This window comes from Sphingomonas sp. UNC305MFCol5.2 (assembly GCF_000712135.1).
Classification (GTDB): Bacteria; Pseudomonadota; Alphaproteobacteria; order Sphingomonadales; family Sphingomonadaceae; genus Sphingomonas.
Map to the genome: position 1 here is coordinate 24,764 of NZ_JOOE01000006.1, position 17,850 is coordinate 42,613.

19 protein-coding genes and 1 tRNA gene are annotated in these 17,850 nt (G+C 66.2%); 11 read left to right on the forward strand and 9 right to left on the reverse strand.

The genetic code is table 11. From position 1 onward, the window contains the following. Nucleotides 1-211 precede the first annotated feature (211 nt). The 3 genes from BR78_RS21120 to BR78_RS0119975 all read left to right on the forward strand — a co-directional run bounded on the left by BR78_RS21120 (nucleotide 212) and on the right by BR78_RS0119975 (nucleotide 8,015). Nucleotides 212-4,831 carry a cadherin domain-containing protein gene (locus BR78_RS21120; protein ID WP_051683438.1) on the forward strand — a complete coding sequence of 1,540 codons (4,620 nt, stop codon included), beginning with the start codon at nucleotides 212-214 and terminating at the stop codon, nucleotides 4,829-4,831. Between the two features lie 89 nt (nucleotides 4,832-4,920). Beyond that, nucleotides 4,921-6,657, forward strand: coding sequence for a type I secretion system permease/ATPase (locus tag BR78_RS0119970; protein WP_081855873.1), 1,737 nt, complete (start codon nucleotides 4,921-4,923; stop codon nucleotides 6,655-6,657). A gap of 2 nt (nucleotides 6,658-6,659) precedes the next feature. After that, complete coding sequence (locus tag BR78_RS0119975) at nucleotides 6,660-8,015, forward strand: HlyD family type I secretion periplasmic adaptor subunit (protein WP_231478355.1); 1,356 nt, start codon at nucleotides 6,660-6,662, stop codon at nucleotides 8,013-8,015. Between the two features lie 19 nt (nucleotides 8,016-8,034). On the opposite strand, the gene BR78_RS21125 is transcribed toward BR78_RS0119975, so the two are convergent. From BR78_RS21125 to BR78_RS0120005, 6 genes are all read right to left on the reverse strand, one after another. Next, nucleotides 8,035-8,616 carry an alpha/beta hydrolase gene (locus BR78_RS21125; RefSeq protein ID WP_025587144.1) on the reverse strand — a complete coding sequence of 194 codons (582 nt, stop codon included), beginning with the start codon at nucleotides 8,614-8,616 and terminating at the stop codon, nucleotides 8,035-8,037. 100 nt (nucleotides 8,617-8,716) lie between these two features. Next, nucleotides 8,717-9,142 (reverse strand): OsmC family protein, encoded by a 426-nt coding sequence (locus BR78_RS0119985; protein ID WP_025587142.1) that lies wholly within the window; start codon nucleotides 9,140-9,142, stop codon nucleotides 8,717-8,719. A gap of 57 nt (nucleotides 9,143-9,199) precedes the next feature. Then, a complete protein-coding gene (locus BR78_RS0119990; protein WP_025587140.1) occupies nucleotides 9,200-9,604 on the reverse strand; it encodes a glycine zipper 2TM domain-containing protein in 405 nt (134 codons plus the stop codon). 134 nt (nucleotides 9,605-9,738) lie between these two features. Continuing rightward, nucleotides 9,739-10,224, reverse strand: coding sequence for a MarR family transcriptional regulator (locus BR78_RS21130; protein WP_051683439.1), 486 nt, complete (start codon nucleotides 10,222-10,224; stop codon nucleotides 9,739-9,741). A gap of 173 nt (nucleotides 10,225-10,397) precedes the next feature. Further along, entirely contained in the window at nucleotides 10,398-10,511 is a 114-nt protein-coding gene (locus BR78_RS22265; protein ID WP_231478356.1) for a DUF3140 domain-containing protein, read from the reverse strand. 39 nt (nucleotides 10,512-10,550) lie between these two features. Then, nucleotides 10,551-11,012 (reverse strand): lysozyme, encoded by a 462-nt coding sequence (locus BR78_RS0120005; RefSeq protein WP_029727434.1) that lies wholly within the window; start codon nucleotides 11,010-11,012, stop codon nucleotides 10,551-10,553. Nucleotides 11,013-11,126: 114 nt separating this feature from the next. Here BR78_RS0120005 and BR78_RS0120010 point away from each other — a divergent pair, with 114 nt between their 5' ends. Beyond that, on the forward strand, nucleotides 11,127-11,864 hold the full coding sequence (locus tag BR78_RS0120010; RefSeq protein ID WP_029937506.1) for a TlyA family RNA methyltransferase: 738 nt from the start codon (nucleotides 11,127-11,129) through the stop codon (nucleotides 11,862-11,864). A 132-nt stretch (nucleotides 11,865-11,996) separates the two neighbouring features. Here the strand turns inward: BR78_RS0120010 and BR78_RS0120020 are convergent, their stop codons facing one another. Further along, a complete protein-coding gene (locus tag BR78_RS0120020; RefSeq protein ID WP_025587132.1) occupies nucleotides 11,997-12,194 on the reverse strand; it encodes a helix-turn-helix transcriptional regulator in 198 nt (65 codons plus the stop codon). Further along, entirely contained in the window at nucleotides 12,191-12,610 is a 420-nt protein-coding gene (locus BR78_RS0120025; protein ID WP_025587130.1) for a hypothetical protein, read from the reverse strand. Before BR78_RS0120025 ends, BR78_RS0120020 begins: the two co-directional genes overlap by 4 nt. Before the next feature lie 284 nt (nucleotides 12,611-12,894). Here BR78_RS0120025 and BR78_RS0120030 point away from each other — a divergent pair, with 284 nt between their 5' ends. The 5 genes from BR78_RS0120030 (at nucleotide 12,895) to BR78_RS0120050 (ending at nucleotide 16,015) form a co-directional block, all read left to right on the forward strand. Continuing rightward, the gene (locus BR78_RS0120030; RefSeq protein ID WP_025587128.1) at nucleotides 12,895-13,452 is read left to right on the forward strand and encodes a TspO/MBR family protein; all 558 of its coding nucleotides are present in this window, start codon (nucleotides 12,895-12,897) and stop codon (nucleotides 13,450-13,452) included. Between the two features lie 21 nt (nucleotides 13,453-13,473). Beyond that, complete coding sequence (locus tag BR78_RS0120035; protein ID WP_025587126.1) at nucleotides 13,474-13,767, forward strand: accessory factor UbiK family protein; 294 nt, start codon at nucleotides 13,474-13,476, stop codon at nucleotides 13,765-13,767. 121 nt (nucleotides 13,768-13,888) lie between these two features. Beyond that, the gene (locus BR78_RS0120040) at nucleotides 13,889-14,392 is read left to right on the forward strand and encodes a YbjN domain-containing protein (protein WP_025587124.1); all 504 of its coding nucleotides are present in this window, start codon (nucleotides 13,889-13,891) and stop codon (nucleotides 14,390-14,392) included. Beyond that, a complete protein-coding gene (locus BR78_RS0120045) occupies nucleotides 14,389-15,186 on the forward strand; it encodes a pyrroline-5-carboxylate reductase family protein (protein WP_269320221.1) in 798 nt (265 codons plus the stop codon). Before BR78_RS0120040 ends, BR78_RS0120045 begins: the two co-directional genes overlap by 4 nt. Before the next feature lie 208 nt (nucleotides 15,187-15,394). Continuing rightward, the gene (locus tag BR78_RS0120050) at nucleotides 15,395-16,015 is read left to right on the forward strand and encodes a hemerythrin domain-containing protein (RefSeq protein WP_025587120.1); all 621 of its coding nucleotides are present in this window, start codon (nucleotides 15,395-15,397) and stop codon (nucleotides 16,013-16,015) included. 9 nt (nucleotides 16,016-16,024) lie between these two features. On the opposite strand, the gene BR78_RS0120055 is transcribed toward BR78_RS0120050, so the two are convergent. Continuing rightward, nucleotides 16,025-16,504 (reverse strand): MarR family transcriptional regulator, encoded by a 480-nt coding sequence (locus tag BR78_RS0120055; protein ID WP_025587118.1) that lies wholly within the window; start codon nucleotides 16,502-16,504, stop codon nucleotides 16,025-16,027. A gap of 80 nt (nucleotides 16,505-16,584) precedes the next feature. Here BR78_RS0120055 and BR78_RS0120060 point away from each other — a divergent pair, with 80 nt between their 5' ends. Further along, a complete protein-coding gene (locus BR78_RS0120060; RefSeq protein WP_025587117.1) occupies nucleotides 16,585-17,682 on the forward strand; it encodes a branched-chain amino acid aminotransferase in 1,098 nt (365 codons plus the stop codon). A gap of 23 nt (nucleotides 17,683-17,705) precedes the next feature. Beyond that, a tRNA-Gln gene (locus tag BR78_RS0120065) sits at nucleotides 17,706-17,780 on the forward strand. Nucleotides 17,781-17,850 lie beyond the last annotated feature (70 nt).

The window sequence follows — 17,850 nt, forward strand, 5'->3', positions numbered from 1 at the left end:
CGGCGCTACCTCGTTGTACACAAAGGGAGCGGCGCGATTATCCACAGATTATCGCGACAAGTGTGCAACGTCGGCACAAGCCGGTTGAGCCTCGCAATGTTGCTGTCATGATCGCCCCCTAGCGAAGTACAGATTCCCCAGTCTTCCCCACCGCATTGTTCCGTCATGGCGCCGGCCCGGACCATGACTGCCGTCAAACAGAGGATCGATCATGGCCAACGTGTTCATCAACGAACTCCATTATGACAATGCGGGTGGCGACAGCGGCGAGTTTGTCGAAATCGCAGGCCTCGCGGGAACCGACCTGACCGGTTGGAAGATCGTTCTCTACAACGGCGCGACGAGCGGCGGCACCGCGCTCAAGGTCTATGACACCAAGACGCTGAGTGGCGTGCTCGCCAACCAGCAGAACGGCTTCGGCACGATCTCGATCGCCTATCCCACCGATGGCATCCAGAACGGTTCGCCCGACGGCGTGGCGCTGGTCGATGCGGCCGGCAACGTCGTCCAGTTCCTCAGCTACGAGGGTAGCTTCACCGCCGCCGACGGTCCCGCTGCGGGCATGACCAGCGTCAATGTCGGCGTGTCGGAGAACGGCACGCAATCGGGCACCTCGATCGGGCTGGTCGGCAGCGGCACCGCGGTCACGGACTTCACCTGGGCGCTGATCGCCGACGATACGCCCGGCGGCGTCAATGCCGGCCAGAGCTTCGGCGGCGTGGTGCCGCCCCAGCCCGGCACGCTCAACATCGCCGACGCGACCACCGCAGAGGGCAATAGCGGCACGCACGACATCGTCTTCACCGTGACTCGCGCCGATGGCAGCGCGGGCGCGGTTTCGGCCACCTGGACGGTCGCGTTCGGCACTGCCGACGCTGCCGATTTCGGTGCAGGCTTCGTCGCAACCGGTACCGTCAGCTTCGCCGACGGCGCCACTACCGCCGAAATCCGGCTGCCGGTGCAGGGCGACACGGCGTTCGAATCGAACGACGGCTTCACCGTGACGTTGAGCGCGCCCCAGGGCGGCGTCGCGCTGGGCGACGCGGTCGCGACCGGCGCGATCACCAACGACGACGTCGCGCCGCCTTCGCCGCCGGCCAATGTGTTCATCAACGAGATCCACTACGACAATGCCGGCACCGATGCGGGCGAGGCGATCGAGATCGCCGGTGCCGCCGGCACGGATCTTACCGGCTACAAGCTGGTCTTCTACAACGGCTCGAACACGCCCGCCGCGGCGCCGGTGTACGATACGCTCACCCTCTCGGGCGTCATCGATAACGAATCCAACGGGTTCGGCGCGGTCAGCTTCGCGCGTGCCGGATTGCAGAACGGCGCCGCCGACGGCGTCGCGCTGATCGCGCCCGACGGCACCGTCATCCAGCTGCTTTCCTATGAAGGCACCTTTACCGCCGCCGCGGGCACTCCCGCCGCCGGCGTGACCAGCACCGATATCGGCGTGAGCCAGGAGCCCGCGCCAGGGCTGGGCCTGTCGCTCCAGCTGAAGGGCACCGGCTCGAGCACCGCGGACTTCAGCTGGGCTGATTCTTCGGACGACAGCTTCGGCACGCTCAACGACGGCCAGGCCTTTCTGTCGGCGACGGGAACCGGCCATCTGCGGATCGGCGACGCGAAAGTCGTCGAAGGCGACGGCGGCACGGCCAACCTCGTCTTCACCGTCAACCGGGCCGGCGGCGCCGCGCTTGCCGCGACGGTCGACTATGCGGTCAATCTCGACGGCACCGCGACCGCGGACGATCTCGGCGCGGCCGCGATCCTCTCGGGCACGCTCAGCTTCGCGCCCGGCGAATTCTCGAAGCAGATCGTGGTTCCGGTGAACGGCGACCTGATCGGCGAAGGCAACGAGACGCTCACCGTCACGCTCGGCGCGACCACCGGTAACGTCGTGATCGACGACGGTGCCGCGACCGGCACGATCACCAACGACGATCCGATCGCGCTGTCGATCGGCCAGATCCAGGGCGAAGGCCACGCCTCGGCCTATGTCGGCCAGCCCGTGATTACCACCGGCATCGTCACCGCAGTCGACACCAACGGCTTCTATCTCCAGTCCGCGACCGGTGACGGCAATGCCGCGACGTCGGACGGCATCTTCGTCTTCACCAGCACCGCCCCCACGGTTTCGGTCGGCGACGGCGTCTCGGTGCGGGGTTCGGTCGCCGAGTTCGCGGGGGACGTGGCGGGCTTGACGGTCACCGAGATCACCGCCCCCGTGGTAACGGTCCAGAGCCACGGCAACGCGCTTCCCGCCGCGGTGCTGATCGGCACCGGCGGCATCCTGCCTCCGTCCGAGGTGATCGATGACGACGGCCTCACCAGCTACGATCCGCTCCACGACGGCGTGGACTTCTGGGAATCGCTCGAAGGCATGCGCGTCACGCTCGATACGCCGCAGGCGGTGTCGAACACCACGTCGTTCGGCGAGACCGACGTCGTCGTCTCGCACGGCGCGGGCGCCAGCGGCGTCAATGATCGCGGCGGCATCACCATCTCGGGCGATGGAACGGGCGTCGCCGATTACAATCCCGAGAAGATCCAGATCGACGACGACAGCGGCATCTTCGCCGGCTTTACGCCCGGCTACACGATCGGCGACCAGCTCAGCAGCGTCACCGGCATCGTCAATTATTCGTTCGACAATTACGAAGTGCTCGTCACCGAGGCAGTGACTATCACGCAGGACACGACGCTGACGCGCGAGCAGACCGCGCTCCACGGCGACGCCAATTATCTCTCGCTGGCGACCTATAATCTCGAGAATCTCGACGCTTCGGACCAGAAGTTCGACATCCTCGCCGCCGACATCGTCTACAATCTCCGCGCGCCGGACATCATCGCGGTGCAGGAAATCCAGGACACTGACGGCGCCGGCTCGGGTGCGGACCTGTCGGGCACGGTCACGGCGCAGGGCCTGATCGATGCGATCTATGCCCAGTCCGGTCTGCATTACGCTTATATCGAGATCGCGCCGACCACAGCCGGCTCGACCGGCGGCGAGCCGGGCGGAAACATCCGCAGCGGCTATTTCTACAACATGGACCGAGTCGATTATATCGAGGGCAGCGCCGAACTGATCGAAGGCGCCGCCTATAACGGCACGCGGAAACCGCTGGTCGCGCAGTTCGCCTTTGCCGGCCAGACGATCACGGCGATCGACGTCCACCTCACTTCGCGGCTCGGCAGCGATCCGCTGTGGGGCAACAACCAGCCCGCCAGCGATGCCGGTGACGCGGCACGCACCGCGCAGGCCGCCGGCGTCAAGGCGTATGTCGAGGCGCATCTCGCCGACAATCCGGCGCTCAACATCGCCGTGCTCGGCGACTGGAACGGCTTCTATTTCGAGGACGCGCAGACCCAACTCACCGATCCGGCGCAGGGCGGGGTGTTCACCAATCTCAACACGCTGCTGCCCGAACAGGAGCGCTACAGCTACATGTTCGGCGGCAACGCCCAGCAGATCGACAACATCCTCGTCACCGGCGGTCTGGTCACCAACGCGCAATATGACGCGGTCCATCTCAACGCGCAGTTCGGCGGCGCGCGCCCGACCGATCACGATCCGCAGGTCTCCTTGCTGTTCCTCGGCGCTGCGCCGAAGGACCTCGTCCTCAGCAACGCCAGCGTCGCCGAGAACCTGCCCGCGGGCAGTGTGGTCGGCACGGTCTCGGCCACCGACACCGCCAACGATACGCTTCATTATGCGCTGGTCGACAATGCCGGCGGACTGTTCGCCATCGATGCGGCGACGGGCGTGATCACTACCACCGCGCCGCTCAACCACGAGGCAGTGGCGGAGTACGCGCTGATCGCCAAGGCGACCGACAGCGGCGGGCTGGCCACCCAGCAGAGCTTCACCGTCACCGTGACCGACGTCAACGAGGCGCCCGTCGCCGCGGATGACGCCGTCGCCGTCAACGAGGATGCGACCACCGCGAACCTCTGGACGGCCTTGCTCGCCAACGATTCCGATCCCGATGCCGGTCAGACGCTGGCCATCAGCGCGGTCGATTCGACGGGCACGCTCGGCAGCCTCGTGTTCGACGCGGCGAGTCACACGCTGAAATATGTCGCCGATGCCGATGCGTTCGACGCGCTGGCGCCGGGCGCCACGCAGGTCGATCACTTCAGCTACACCGTCACCGACGGCAACGGCCTCATCAGCACCGCCACCGTCGACGTGACCGTCACCGGCGTGGCCGACGGGATCACCCGCAACGGCACGATCTTCTCCGATACGCTCAACGGCACTGCGGGCGAGGACAAATTGTCGGGCGGGATCGGCAGCGACACGCTCAATGGCCTTGGCGGGCATGACTGGCTCGACGGCGGCATCGGCAATGACAAGCTCTATGGCGGCGACGGCAACGACGTGCTGTTCGGCGATCTCGGCAACGACACCCTGTGGGGCGGAAACGGCCGCGACGTGCTGTTCGGCGGGCTCGGCAACGACACGCTTTATGGCGGTGCCGGTGCCGACAGCTTCCATTTCGGCCGGCTCGAAGGCAGCGGCACGATCGGCGATTTCGATACCGCCGAGGACAAGATCGTCCTCGACGACGGCGTGTCGGTCACGCGCACCAGGGTGCAGGACGTCAATCGTGACGGAATCAAGGATCTCACGCTCACTCTGAGCTGGGGCGCCAGCGTCACTTTGCTGGGCGTCAGCGACGCGGCACAGGTCAAATTCGGCGCGCCGGATTATTATTCGGATCATCAGCCCGGTCTCGGCGGCTTCCTCGACGGCATTGGCGATATCTTCGACAGCCTGTACGCTGACCATCAGAAGTTGATCGACACGGGGTGGTTCTGACGATTTGCGACATCGCGTAACGAATAGTCTCGAAGCCCCGCTGCGCGACCTAACCGGTCGCGTGGCGGTGCATTCTGGGGCGACAAACCATGCGGATTGAGCGGCCGATGGGCGTGCTGCGCGAGGCACTGGCGCTGTGCCGGCGGCATTTCTTCGCCGCTGCGGCGTTCAGCGCGCTGATCAACCTGCTCTACATCGTGCCGACGCTGTACATGCTGCAGGTCTATGATCGCGTGGTGCCGACGCAGGGCATGCAGACGCTTGCCTTCCTCACGCTGGTGCTCCTGTTTGCGCTGGGGACACTCTCTTTGCTCGATCGCATCCGCACGCGCCTGCTGGTCCGTGCCGGCGTGCAGCTCGATGCCACGCTCGCGCCGCTGATCCTCGACGCGACTTTGGGCCGGCCCGAACTGCCGGTGGCGCGGCAGGCACTGCGCGAATTCGATACGATGCGCGGCACGCTGACCGGTCCTGGCGTGCTTGCGCTGTTCGATGCGCCCTGGGTGCCGATCTACATCCTCGTCTGCTTCCTCGTGCACCCCTGGTTGGGTGTCGTAGCGATCCTGGGTTGTACGATCCTCCCGCTCATCGCCTGGGCGAACGAGCGCGCGACTCGCAGCCGGCTCGATCGCGCGCAGGTGATCGCGAGCACTTCCTATGCCAGCCAGGATGCCCTGCTGGGTTCGAGCGACAGCATCCGCGCGCTCGGCATGCGCCGGGCGATGGTCGCGCGCCAGCTGCGCCAGCGCGAGGCGATGCTCGCCGCGCAGACCGAAGCGAGCTTCGCCGCGGGCAACTATCTCACTGCCACCAAATTCACGCGTCTCGCGCTCCAGTCGCTCGCTTTGGGGCTGGGGGCTTTGCTCGCGATCGACAACCTCATCTCCGGCGGCGCGATCTTCGCTGCTTCCTTCCTGATCGCCCGGGCGCTGGCGCCGATCGAGCAATTGATCGGCACGTGGAAGACGATCGTCCAGGCGCATCAGAGCTATCGCAGTCTCGACGCACTGCTCGACGGCAGCGTCGCCCGGCCCGAACCGACCCGGCTGCCAGCACCGCAGGGTGCAATCGCGCTGGAAGGTATCACTATCCTCAACGAAGCCCGCGACGGCGCCATCCTGAACAGCATCTCGCTGCGCTTCGAGCCCGGCGAAGTCGTCGCGATCGTCGGCCCCAGCGGCGCGGGCAAATCGACTCTGGTCCGAACAATCGCCGGCGCACTCCCCGCCGATCGCGGCACGGTCCGGCTCGACGGCGCGGATACGCGCGATTGGGATCCCGAGCAGCTTGCCCGGCACATAGGCTACCTGCCGCAGGATGCCGCGTTGTTCGCGGGATCGGTCGCCGAAAACATCGCGCGCTTCGCCGGCGAACTGGGCGAAGACCGCGCCGCGCTCGATGCCGCGGTGGTCGCTGCCGCCGGCAAGGTGGGTGCCGATCCGCTGATCCGCCGCCTGCCGAACGGTTATGACCATCAGCTCAAGCTGGGCGGCCGCGGCGTCTCGGCCGGTCAGGCACAACGCATCGCGCTCGCCCGCGCAGTCTATGGCGATCCGCGCATCCTGATCCTCGACGAGCCCAATGCCCATCTCGATACCGAAGGCGATGCCGCTCTGGTCGCCGCGCTGGCGGCTCTCAAGGCGGAAGGCCGCACGGTACTGATCGTCTCGCACAAGCTCGGCATCCTGCCGGTGGTCGACAAGATTCTCGTTCTGCGCGAAGGGCGCGTCGAGCTCTACGGCCCGCGCGACGAAGTCCTGCCCAAGATCGCGCCGCCCAATCTCCGGCGCGTCGCTCCGCCCACTGCCGCTGCGGGTGGCGCATGAGCATGCCGATCCTCCTCGCGCCCTCGGGTGACGCGACGGTCTCCACCTCGCCCGTCGCCGATCCGCGGCGGGACATCCGCATCGGGCTGGTGATCGCCGGCCTCTTCTTCGTGATCTTCCTCGGCTGGGCCATGTTCGCGCGGCTCGATGCTGCCGCTTATGCGCCGGGCACGCTTGTGGTCTCTGGCCAACGCCAATCGGTCCAGCACCGCGATGGCGGCGTCGTCGGCAAGATCTATGTCCGCGAGGGTCAGCGTGTCGAGCGCGGGCAATTGCTGGTCCAGCTCGCCGCTGCCGAGGTCCAGGCGCAGGAGCGGGCACTCGCCTCGCAGGCGATCCGGCTGCTCGCCCAGCGTGCGCGGCTCGAGGCCGAGCAGCTCGGGCGTGGCCAGATCCTGGCACCAAAGGAATTCGCATCGCTTTCGCCCGAAGACCGCGAGGAAGCGGCGCTGGCGATGCGGCTGCAGCAGACCGAATTGCAGGCGCGCACCTCGGTGCTCGCCGCGCAGCGCGGCGCGCTCGGCCAGCGCGTCGTCCAGTCGGGCGAGCAGGGCCGCGGCTATGGCGAACAGGCAGTGTCGTCGGCCGAACAGCTCCGCCTGATCGAGGAGCAGATCGCGGCGCTCAAGCCCGTTGCCGACAAGGGCTTCGTCTCGGCGACGCGGATGCGCGAGCTCGAACGGGCGCGTGCCCAGCTCCAGGGCCAGCGCGGCCAGTATAATGCCAGCGTCGCCCAGACCCGCGGCGCCGCGCGCGAGAACGAGATCCAGGTGCTCGAGGCGGAACGCAGCTTCCGCGAGCGTACCGCCGCCGATCTCCGCGATGTCGAGACCCGGCTGGGCGACATCCTGCCGCGCTGGACCGCTGCGCGCGACCAGCTCGAGCGCACTGCGATCCGCGCGCCTGCGACCGGCGCGGTAGTCGGCCTGTCGGTATTCACGCCGGGCGGGGTGGTCGCGCCCGGCCAGAAGCTGATGGACATCGTCCCTGAACGCACGCCGCTCCTGATCCAGGCGCGGATATCGCCGGAGGATGCCGACGACCTCAATGTCGGCCAGCGCACCCTCGTCAAATTCTCGGGGCTCCACGAACGCACTCTGCCCAATCTCGAAGGCAGGCTGACGCGCCTTTCCGCCGACAGCTTCACCGACGAGAAGAGCGGGATGAGCTATTTCACCGGCGAGATCACGGTGCCGCGCGAGCAATTGAGCCTGATTCAGGGCGTGCGCGGCGCCGATTTCGCGCTCCGGGCCGGCATGCCCGTCCAGGTGCTGATCCCCTTACGCAGGCGCACCGCGCTGGATTATGCGCTCGAGCCGCTGATCGGGAGCTTCTGGTCCTCGTTCCGCGAGCATTGATAGCCCGCCGGCGGGCCCTTTAGCGGATCTGGCGGACCAACGCGGTGGCGGTGCGCACTTCGCGGGCAACCACGCCGGCGGTGAAGCGCTCGATGACGCTGCGTGTGCGTCGCATCGGCCGGGCTTCGGCATTGCGCGCAGTCGCCACCAGCCCGCTGCCCCAATTGTCCGCCAGCACGCGGACCCGGGCCGCCCGCAATGATCGCCGATCCTCGCTTCCGAGCACGATCGACGGAAAGGGGAGCGGGGTGCGCGGCGAAGCGAAGGTGTCGAGCAAGGCTTCGACACTTTCGCCCTGCTCGTCGATCGGCTGGAAGAACAAGGCGCCCGCGACACGCGAGACATAGGAGGCGGGCGACAGCCGCGCCCACCACGCCGTCGCGAAGCAGCTCGCGCCTTCGGCGATCAGCAGCACCGCGTCGTCGGCACGTGTCACTGCCGCATCGAGCTTCGCGGCGAGCAAATTGCGCTCCGATTGCGTACCTGCGCGATAGGGAATGTGCTCCCGCGCCGGCCCGGCGAACAGGCTGCGCCACGGCGCGCTGGCAGCACCCGAGATTTCGACGAGCGACAGGTTGGCGGGAAGAGATAGCGCAGTCATCAGGGCGCACTCCATCAGCTGACAAGCAATCCTAATCCGATCCGGCGATTCCCGCCAGCGGATTCCCAGTCATCGAGTAGAGATTGAGCGCAAAAGCCGCTCAGGCCAGCGTATGGCTGAGCGTGATCTCGGCCTTGAGCAGCTTCGAGATCGGGCAATTGGCCTTGGCCCCGGCGGCGAGCTCGTCGAACTGCTCGGGCGAGATGCCCGGCACTTCGGCCTTCAATGTCAGGTCCGATCGCGTGACGGCGAAGCCGTCGCCTTGTTGCTCGAGCTTGACCGCCGCAGTCGTCTCGAGACTGCCTTCACTGAACCCCGCCCGCGCCAGCGCGAAGCTCAGCGCCATGGTGAAGCAGCCGGCATGCGCCGCGGCGATCAGCTCTTCGGGATTGGTGCCCTTCTCGTCGCCGAACCGCGTATTGTAGCTATAGGGCGTCGCGTCGAGCACGCCCGACGGCGTGTCGAGCTGGCCTTTGCCTTCCTTGCCGAAGCCCTGGTAGCGTGCGGTCGCGGTGCGTGTCGTCACGGATTTCCCCCTCGGATGTTGGGACGCGGCGACAACCTGCCGCCGCGGCCCCGATTGTCAACGGCAGCGCACGTCGTTCTTGTCGATCGCCGCGCCGGCCGCGGCGCCGGCTGCGGCACCCAGCACCGTGCCCAGCAGCTCCGAACCGCCCGGTGCGATGATGTTGCCCAGCACACCGCCGGCCACGCCGCCGACGATCAGCCCGGTCGTTCCGTCCGAACGGCGGCAATAATAGCGCCCGTCCCGGCCGCGATAGACCCGTTCGTCTCGCGACAGGCGGCGTTCGCGATAGCTGCGGTCGTCGCGATAATAGCGATCGGCATAATAGCCGCCATACGCGGGGTCGGGCCGATTCCAGTCATAGCTGCGATAGCCGCTGTCATAGCTCGACGTGCCATAGCCCGTGTCCGCACAGCCGGCGAGTGTGCCGGCGGCGAGTAATCCCAACAACATGGTGCGCATATCTACTCTCCCATGAAGATGTCCATGACAAGGGAATGCATGGCGCCGGGGAAAGTTGCGCTGGCGCTCCGATCGGGAGGGCGCGAAGTCGAGCCGTTCGTCCTCGCGCGTCTCGCCCTCGACCAAGTGTGCCGTCAGGCTTCGGCCTGCAGCCGCGCGATGATCTCGCGCACCCGCACCAGCGCCTCTGGCTCGCCGTCCACCCAGAAACGGCGCTTGTCGGCGGGATCGGGAGTCCGCGTGAGCAGACCGAGCGTCTCGAGCCGCTCGACATGCCGCAGCGCCGTGGTCGTCGGCACGCCCGAGGCATGGCACAGCCCCGAGACCGAGACTGCGCGGCGCTCGTCGGCGGCCACCACCAGATCGAGCAGCATGTCCCACGCGGGATCGCGGAACACCGGCTTGCCGAGCAGTTCGTTCCGGCGCAGGCGGATAGCGCGCATCCCCGCCGCGAACTGCGTGACCGATTTATAGGATGGCTTGTTCAGCTTCGCCGCGACCGCATCCTGGAGGAACGAGATCGCCGCGTCTGCGTCTCCTCCGCGCTGTGCGGCGATCGCCTCGACCAGCTGCATCAGCCGGAGCAACTGTTCCCTGGAAAGCACGACGTGCGCGCCCATCGACGATGCCCCTTCGGTGGTTGCCGGGGCGGCTGTGGCGAAGGGGGCGGGGCGTGGCAAGCATGTGATAGACTTAACGGGCAGGAAACTGTGGACGGCATCGGAACCTTGTTTCCGCCAGGTTTCCGTAGCGTCATTTGATCAGTCCTTTAGCGGATCACAGTCCCAGTCCTTCAAGGAATAACGCCAGCGCGAAGCTCCAGCCACGCCTCGATTTCGGCGGGCGCCATGTTCACTACCTCCTCGAAGCGCCCATGGACCCGCACATGATCGTCCTGCTTCGTCATGGTGAGCGAAGCGCGGCGGGCTGCGAAACGTTCCCCGCCTCAATCGGCGTAGAGCGCCGCCTCCGCCGCGCGCCGCTTGGTCAGGCCGGGCAGCACCTTGCCCGCCGCCTTGTTCCACCGCCCGAATTGCTGTTGCGCGCCCGCAAAGTCGCCTGCTTTGTGGAGCCGCAGCAAGGTGCTGTTCGCCAAATTGGTCACGCCGACATTGTAGGCGAAGCTCACCATCGCATCGAACTGATGCTGGCTGGTTGGCGACGTGCCGATCACCCTGGAAACCTTGGCCGCAAAGCCGGCGAGGTCCTGCGCCAATCGGTCGTCGCATTGTTGCTGGGTCCAGATCACGCCCGGCTTGATGTCCACACCCGTGGTGCCCCAGCCGATCGTCCAGGGATCACTGCCGGTTCCAGGATCGGGATAGGCAATGAACCTGCCATCCGCCTGTTTCTTCGCGCAGCCTTCGAATTGTTGCACCAGCGCGGTGCACGCGGAACTTGGCGTCATCGGAACTTCCCCCAAAGTCGATTTGGAATGTATCGGATCAACTTGCGCATTTGGCCATCATCTTTGCATCCAGAGTGGTTGCAGGGCGGGCGAGGGCGCGCCTAAAGGCGACGGATGGCCAAGCAGCGCGCAGATCAGATGCTCGTCGACCGGGGGCTGGCCGAGAGCCGCACCCGCGCGCAGGCGCTGATCATGGCGGGGCTCGTCTTCGCGGGCGATCGCAAGGTCGACAAATCGGGCCAGCAACTGGCCGAAAACGTAGTGCTCGAGATACGCGGCCGCGATCATCCCTGGGTCTCACGCGGCGGCATAAAGTTGGCGCACGCGCTCGATCATTTCGGCTGGGACGTGGCCGGCGCGGTGGCGATCGACGTCGGCTCGTCGACCGGCGGCTTCACCGACGTGCTGCTCAGCCGCGGCGCGGCGCGCGTCTATGCCGTCGACAGCGGCACCAACCAGCTCGCCTGGAAGCTCCGTCAGGACCCGCGTGTCGTGGTCCACGAGCAGACCAGCGCGCGCGTGCTCACCGAAGCGCATATCCCCGAGGCCGTCGACCTGATCGTCTGCGACGCCAGCTTCATCGGCCTCGCCAAGGTGCTCGAAGTGCCGTTCCGCTTCGCCAAACCGAACGCCCGGCTGGCCGCGCTTATCAAGCCGCAGTTCGAGGCCGGGCGCGAGGAAGTGGGCAAGGGCGGCGTGGTCCGCGATCCGGCGGTGCACGAGCGGGTGTGCCGCGAAGTCGCCGAATGGGTGGCCGCGCAAGGCTGGCGCGTCCTCGGCATAACTCCCAGCCCGATCACTGGGCCGGAGGGCAATATCGAATTCCTGATCGGGGCAGAGCGCGGCGGCTGACTAGCTCAGGCGCATAAATGCGAACGCGGCAAACCCCTAATAGCGGACGAAGGCAGCGCGGTTCAGGTGACCGTGAACGCGTTGCCGGCGACGAGCCTATCGGCGATCCCGTTGATATCGACGTTGCGGCGCTTACCCTTGGCCGTCATTGAAAATCTCCTCGATCGGCATTCCGAACAGACGCGCAATGCGGAAGGCCAGCGGCAGCAAGGGGTCGTGCTTGCCCGTCTCGATCGCGTTGATCGCCTGACGCGAGACGTCGAGCTGCACCGCCAGTTGGGCCTGACTCCAGTTTCGCTCCGCGCGCAGGACCTTCAGACGGTTGTTCACGACCCGGTGCCCCGGGCACGCGTGTAGAAATAGCCGAACGACCAGGAGGCGACGAGCACGCCAATCGTCGCATACGACGACACGGCCCCCAGTTTGGCGGCGAACAGCATCTGCCAGAGTGCGAGCGCGAAGAGCATGGTGAACATGGCAATGAATGCCGACTTGGTTAGCGTATGGAATACGAAATCGTCGGCGTGCTTCTGATCGAACCGTGTGGTGACGATGGCCACCAGCCCGGCCGCAACGATAGCGCCGACAAGTGCGGCGCCCTTGGTCAGCGGTTGGGTAGCGGGCGAAATCGCGGGGTAAGCTCGACTCGCGTCGAGCACGACTCCGATCACACCGAGAGTGCCCGAGAGGGCGAACAGGCAATCAAACAGCAACGGTGAGTAGAGTCTTTTCACGAAGCCGGGCATCGCCACCTCCATTAGCATGTAAGGTTTACCTGACTACCGAAGGTCGCGGGTTATGTCAATATAACCTGACATAAAGTCGCGATTCTTTGTCACTTAGCTCGGAAACGGCTAGCGTCCGCTTCCACTAATCCCGGTCGTTCTCACAAGACTTCTGCCCGACACCCTCCAGAGAGAGCCAAGGCGCCGCCTGCCGCCATCACATCTTTGCGACTGCGCATTCTTTCGATTAGGGGATCGTTCCGGGGACGATGCGTGTTTCACGCGTCGGAAAGGGAGGAACCAGGTTGAGAGAGATCGCGTCCAGGGGGCAGTTGCGGCTCGCTTATTTTCGCTGGGCCATCGTCACGGTCCCGTTCATGTTGCTGCTGGGGCTCGGGTTCGGCTCGCTGGTGCCGAGTGGCGACGCGAATCCCTGGTTCGTCCAGCTCGCGAAGCCCGCGATCATGCCTCCCGGTTGGGCGTTCGCCGCCGCGTGGGCGATCCTCTACGTGCTGATGGGCCTCGCGCTGGCGATGGTGATCAACGCGCGCGGATCGCGCGGCCGCGGCCTCGCGCTGCTCTTCTTCGTCGCCCAGCTCGCGATCAACCTGGCCTGGACCCCGGTCTTCTTCGGCCTGCATAAGGTCGATATTGCATTGCTGATGCTCGGCGCTCTGCTCGTGCTGGTGCTGCTGACGATCCTGCTGTTCTGGCGCGTCCGGAAGGTGGCGGGCGCGCTGCTGGTGCCGTATTTCGGGTGGCTCTGCTTCGCCCTCGTGCTGTTCTGGCAGATCGATGCACTCAATCCGGACGCCGGGTCCCTTGTACCTTCGCGCTCGGTTGACCAGATTGAGATCCGTTGAAGTTCGTTTAGGAAGCTGAAGATGCAGACCGACAACCGCCTGTTCGACGATTTCGTCAAGTTCGTGAACGGTGCGGCGGGCACCGTGGCCGGCATGGCGCGCGAGACCGAGGCCTCGGCCCGCGAGCGCGCGCGCGAATGGATCGGCGGACTCGATTTCGTGTCGCGCGAGGAATTCGACGCGGTCAAGGCGATGGCAGTCGCGGCGCGGGACGAGAATGATGCGCTCGCGGCGCGGATCGCCGCGCTCGAGGCGCAGCTCGGCGGCGCGGCGAAGCCCGCACGCGCGCCCAAGGCTCCGAAGGCAGACGCTTGAACCAACCGGTTAACGACCGCTTGTCCACAGCTTTTCGACAGGGTTGCGAACCGCGCGCTTGTGCCCTCGGGGCGCGATTGGCAGGATTCCGCTCAGCCAATCCCGGCATGTGGAGGTAAGGATGTTGGACGAGGCCGAATACGACCGCGACGACGCCGCGCCGATCGACATGCTCGAGAATTATTTCGCGGCGCATGGCTGGACCTTCGAGCGCGAGGACGACGAGATCGTCGCCAAGTTCAAGGGCAGCTGGACCGAATATGAGCTGCGCGCGATCTGGCGCGAGGACGATGGCGTCCTCCAGTTCCTCGCTTTCCCCGACATCCGCGTGGCCGACGAGCGCCGCGCCGCGGTCTATGAGACGATCGGGCTGGTCAACGAGCAGCTCTGGATCGGCCATTTCGAATTGTGGTCGGCGAGCGGCATCCTGCTCTTCCGTCACGCTGCGCTGATCGACGGCGCGGGCGAGCCGACGTTGACGCTCAACCAGGCCGAGTTGCTGGTCGAAAGCGCGATCGACGAGTGCGAACGCTTCTATCCGGTGTTCCAGTTCGTATTGTGGGGCGGCAAGAGCCCTGCCGAGGCGATCGCCGCCGCGCTGATCGAGACGCAGGGCGAAGCGTGAGCGCGCCGGAGCCGCTGCGGCTCTGGCTGCTCGGCTGCGGCAACATGGCCGGGGCGATGCTCCGCCGCTGGATCGAAAGCGGCGCGGTCGCAGCGGAGAACGTCTTCGTCGTCAATCGCCACGATCGCGAACTTCCCGCCGGCGTCCGCCAGGGCAGGGCGTTTCCCGACGAGCCGGCGCCCGATTTCGTCCAGCTGGGCATGAAGCCACAACAACTCGACGACGTCGCCACGCTCATCGCTTCCCTCCCCTCGGGCGGGGTGCCGCTGATCTCGATCCTCGCCGGCGCCGAAGTGGCGACGCTCGAGGCGCGCTTTCCCGGCCATCCGGTCATCCGCGCCATGCCCAATCTGCCGGTCGCGCTCGGCAAGGGCGTCGTCGGGCTCCATGGCGCGCGCGCGCCCGGCATCGACGAATTGATGGCGCCGCTCGGTCTCGTCGAGTGGATTAACGACGAGAATTTGTTCGAAGCGGTCACCACGCTCTCGGGCTGCGGCCCGGCCTTTGTCTACCGCTTCATCGATGCGCTGGCCGAGGCGGGTGCCGCGCTCGGCATGCAGTCCGATCAGGCGCAGCGCCTGGCAGTCGCGACGGTGGAGGGGGCGGGCCTGCTCGCCGCCCAGGCCGATGCGCCGCCCTCGGTGCTCGCCGATCGCGTCGCCAGCCCCGGGGGTTCGACCCGGCAGGGTCTCAACGTCCTCGACCGCGACGATGCGCTCAAGGCGCTGCTGCGCGAGACTCTCGCAGCCTCGCAGCGTCGCAATGCCGAGATGGCCGCCGAGGCACGCAAATAGACTTTGTTCCTGTTTTGTGCTATAGCCTTGGCGGCTCTTTGAATTCGTCGGGAAGTCCATAGGCGGCCACGCAACTTTCTTGCTCATTCGCGCAACGAAAGAAGCGAATCCGCGGGAAAAGTGCGAAGTTAAGCCTCGGAAATCCTACACGGAACGCTGGCCCTCGCGATTTGTTTTGCTTCCGACTCACGCATGAACGGAGGCGGTAATGGCGACGACCACGGCGACGCGCGACAGCAAGGGACGTTTCAAGGGCTCCTCTTCGTCGAAGAGCAATGAGGGGCGGTCGAGCAATCTCGGCATGGTCGCCGGTGCGGTGGCCGGTGGCGCGGCGCTCGGCATTCTCGCGATGTTCGGCCGCAAGGCCGCGGTGCAGGCGCCGACCGCGCTCGCCGGCAATTGGGACGAGGCGCTCGTCGTCGAACACCAGGCCACGCTCAAGGTCTTCGACACGATCGAGGCGACCGACGAGCACAATACGGTCAAGCGGGCGATGCTGCTCTCGCATCTCAAACATGCTTTGCTCAAGCACGCGGTCGAGGAAGAGAATGTCATCTATCCCGCGCTCCGCGAGATCGGCCAGCGCGACGCCGCCGATGCGCTCACCAAAGAGCATGGCTATGTGAAGCAGTATCTCTACGAGCTGGAGAATACGCCCGCCGCGTCACCTGACTGGATCGCCAAGGTCCGGGAATTCCGCGCCGATATCGAAAAGCACATGCAGGAGGAAGAGATGCACCTCTTCCCGATGCTCCGCTCGCAGCTCTCGGAAGAGAAGAACAAGGCGCTCACGATGACGATGAACAAGGAAGGCTTCAAGGTCGCCTGAGCGCGCTGCTCAGCGCCCCGAGACGCTGCTCCGGTCGCTTTCGGGCACCAGCCCTTCGAGCACGGCCCAGAACCCGCCGACCGCGCCTTGGCCGGCGCTCGAATAGGCAGTGGACATCTTCTCGCGGAGCGCGTCGAACAATTCGGCTTCGAGCGTCGCGCCCGTGGGCGTCAGCCGCAACAGCCGCTGCCGCCGGTCGCGTTCGCCGGTTCGGGTCTCGACCATGCCGCGATCGGCGAGCTCGCCCAGCACTCGGCCAAGCGACTGTTTGGTGATTCCGAGGATCGCCAGCAGCGCGCTCACCGTCAGGTCGGGCTCGCGCGCGATGAAATAGAGCGCGCGGTGATGCGCGCGTCCCAGCCCCTGCTTGGCCAGGCCCGCATCGATCGAGCGCGTCAGATTAGCATAGCCGAAATAGAGCAATTCGATGCCGCGGCGGATCTCGGGCTCGCGCAGGAACAGCGGGGATGCGGGAATTGGGGCAGCCATGTTGACCATTCTAGCCTCGCAGCCTAGTCCACCGCAAGTCGATCCGGCCGGAGTCGGTCGGTGCTCTCGGGAAGGATATGATGGAAGACGCGACGATCCTGGATTTCGAGTTCGAGGCGCATGCGAATCCGGTGGCCGTGGCCGACCGCGCGGCGCTCCTTGCCAATCCCGGCTTCGGCAAGATCTTCACCGATCACATGGCGGTGATCCGCTACTCTGCCGACAAGGGTTGGCACGATGCGCGGATCGAGCCGCGCCGTCCGATCCAGCTCGATCCCGCCTGCGCCGTGCTCCATTATGCGCAGGAGATCTTCGAAGGCCTCAAGGCCTATCGCATGCCCGATGGCGGCGCGACCCTGTTCCGCGCGGACGCCAATGCCCGCCGCTTCGCCGAGTCGGCGCAGCGCATGGCGATGCCCGAACTGCCCGAGGAACTGTTCCTCGCCTCGATCCGCGAGCTGGTCAGCACCGACCGCGACTGGATCCCCGAAGGCGAGGGTGCCTCGCTCTATCTGCGCCCCTTCATGTTCGCGAGCGAGACCTTCCTCGGCGTCCGGCCCGCGCAGGAATATCTCTATATCGTGATCGCATCGCCGGCGGGCGCCTATTTCAAGGGCGGCGCGCCGTCGGTGACGCTCTGGGTCTCCGAGCATTATACCCGCGCCGCGCCCGGCGGCACCGGCGCCGCCAAATGCGGTGGCAACTATGCCGCCAGCCTCGTCGCGCAGGCCGAGGCGATCGGCCACGAATGCGATCAGGTCGTGTTCCTCGATGCGGCCGAGAACCGCTATGTCGAGGAACTGGGCGGAATGAACGTGTTCTTCGTGTTCGACGACGGCTCGATCCAGACCCCGCCGCTCACCGGCACGATCCTGCCGGGCATCACGCGTGAATCGCTGCTTACGCTCGCGCGCGATGCCGGGATCACGGTGCGCGAGGAGCGTTACAGCCTCGAGGAATGGCAGGCCGATGCGGCCAGCGGGCGGCTGCGTGAGGCGTTCGCGTGCGGCACTGCCGCGGTGGTCACGCCGATCGGCCGGGTGCGCGGCCGCGGCTTCGATTTCGCGATCGGAAACGGCGGCCCGGGCATGCTCACCGAGCAGCTCCGCGCGCAACTCGTCGCGATCCAGCGCGGAACTGCGCCCGATCCGCACGGCTGGGTTGAACGGCTCTTCTAAGGCCCTATAAGCCCGCTTCCCGTTGGGGCGTCGCCAAGTGGTAAGGCACCGGTTTTTGGTACCGGCATTCGCAGGTTCGAATCCTGCCGCCCCAGCCAGCGCTCTCCTCTGATTCGGCTCCTAAGGCGCTGAATAAGAAGGAGGATTGTGAAGCTGGCGTCATCGGCA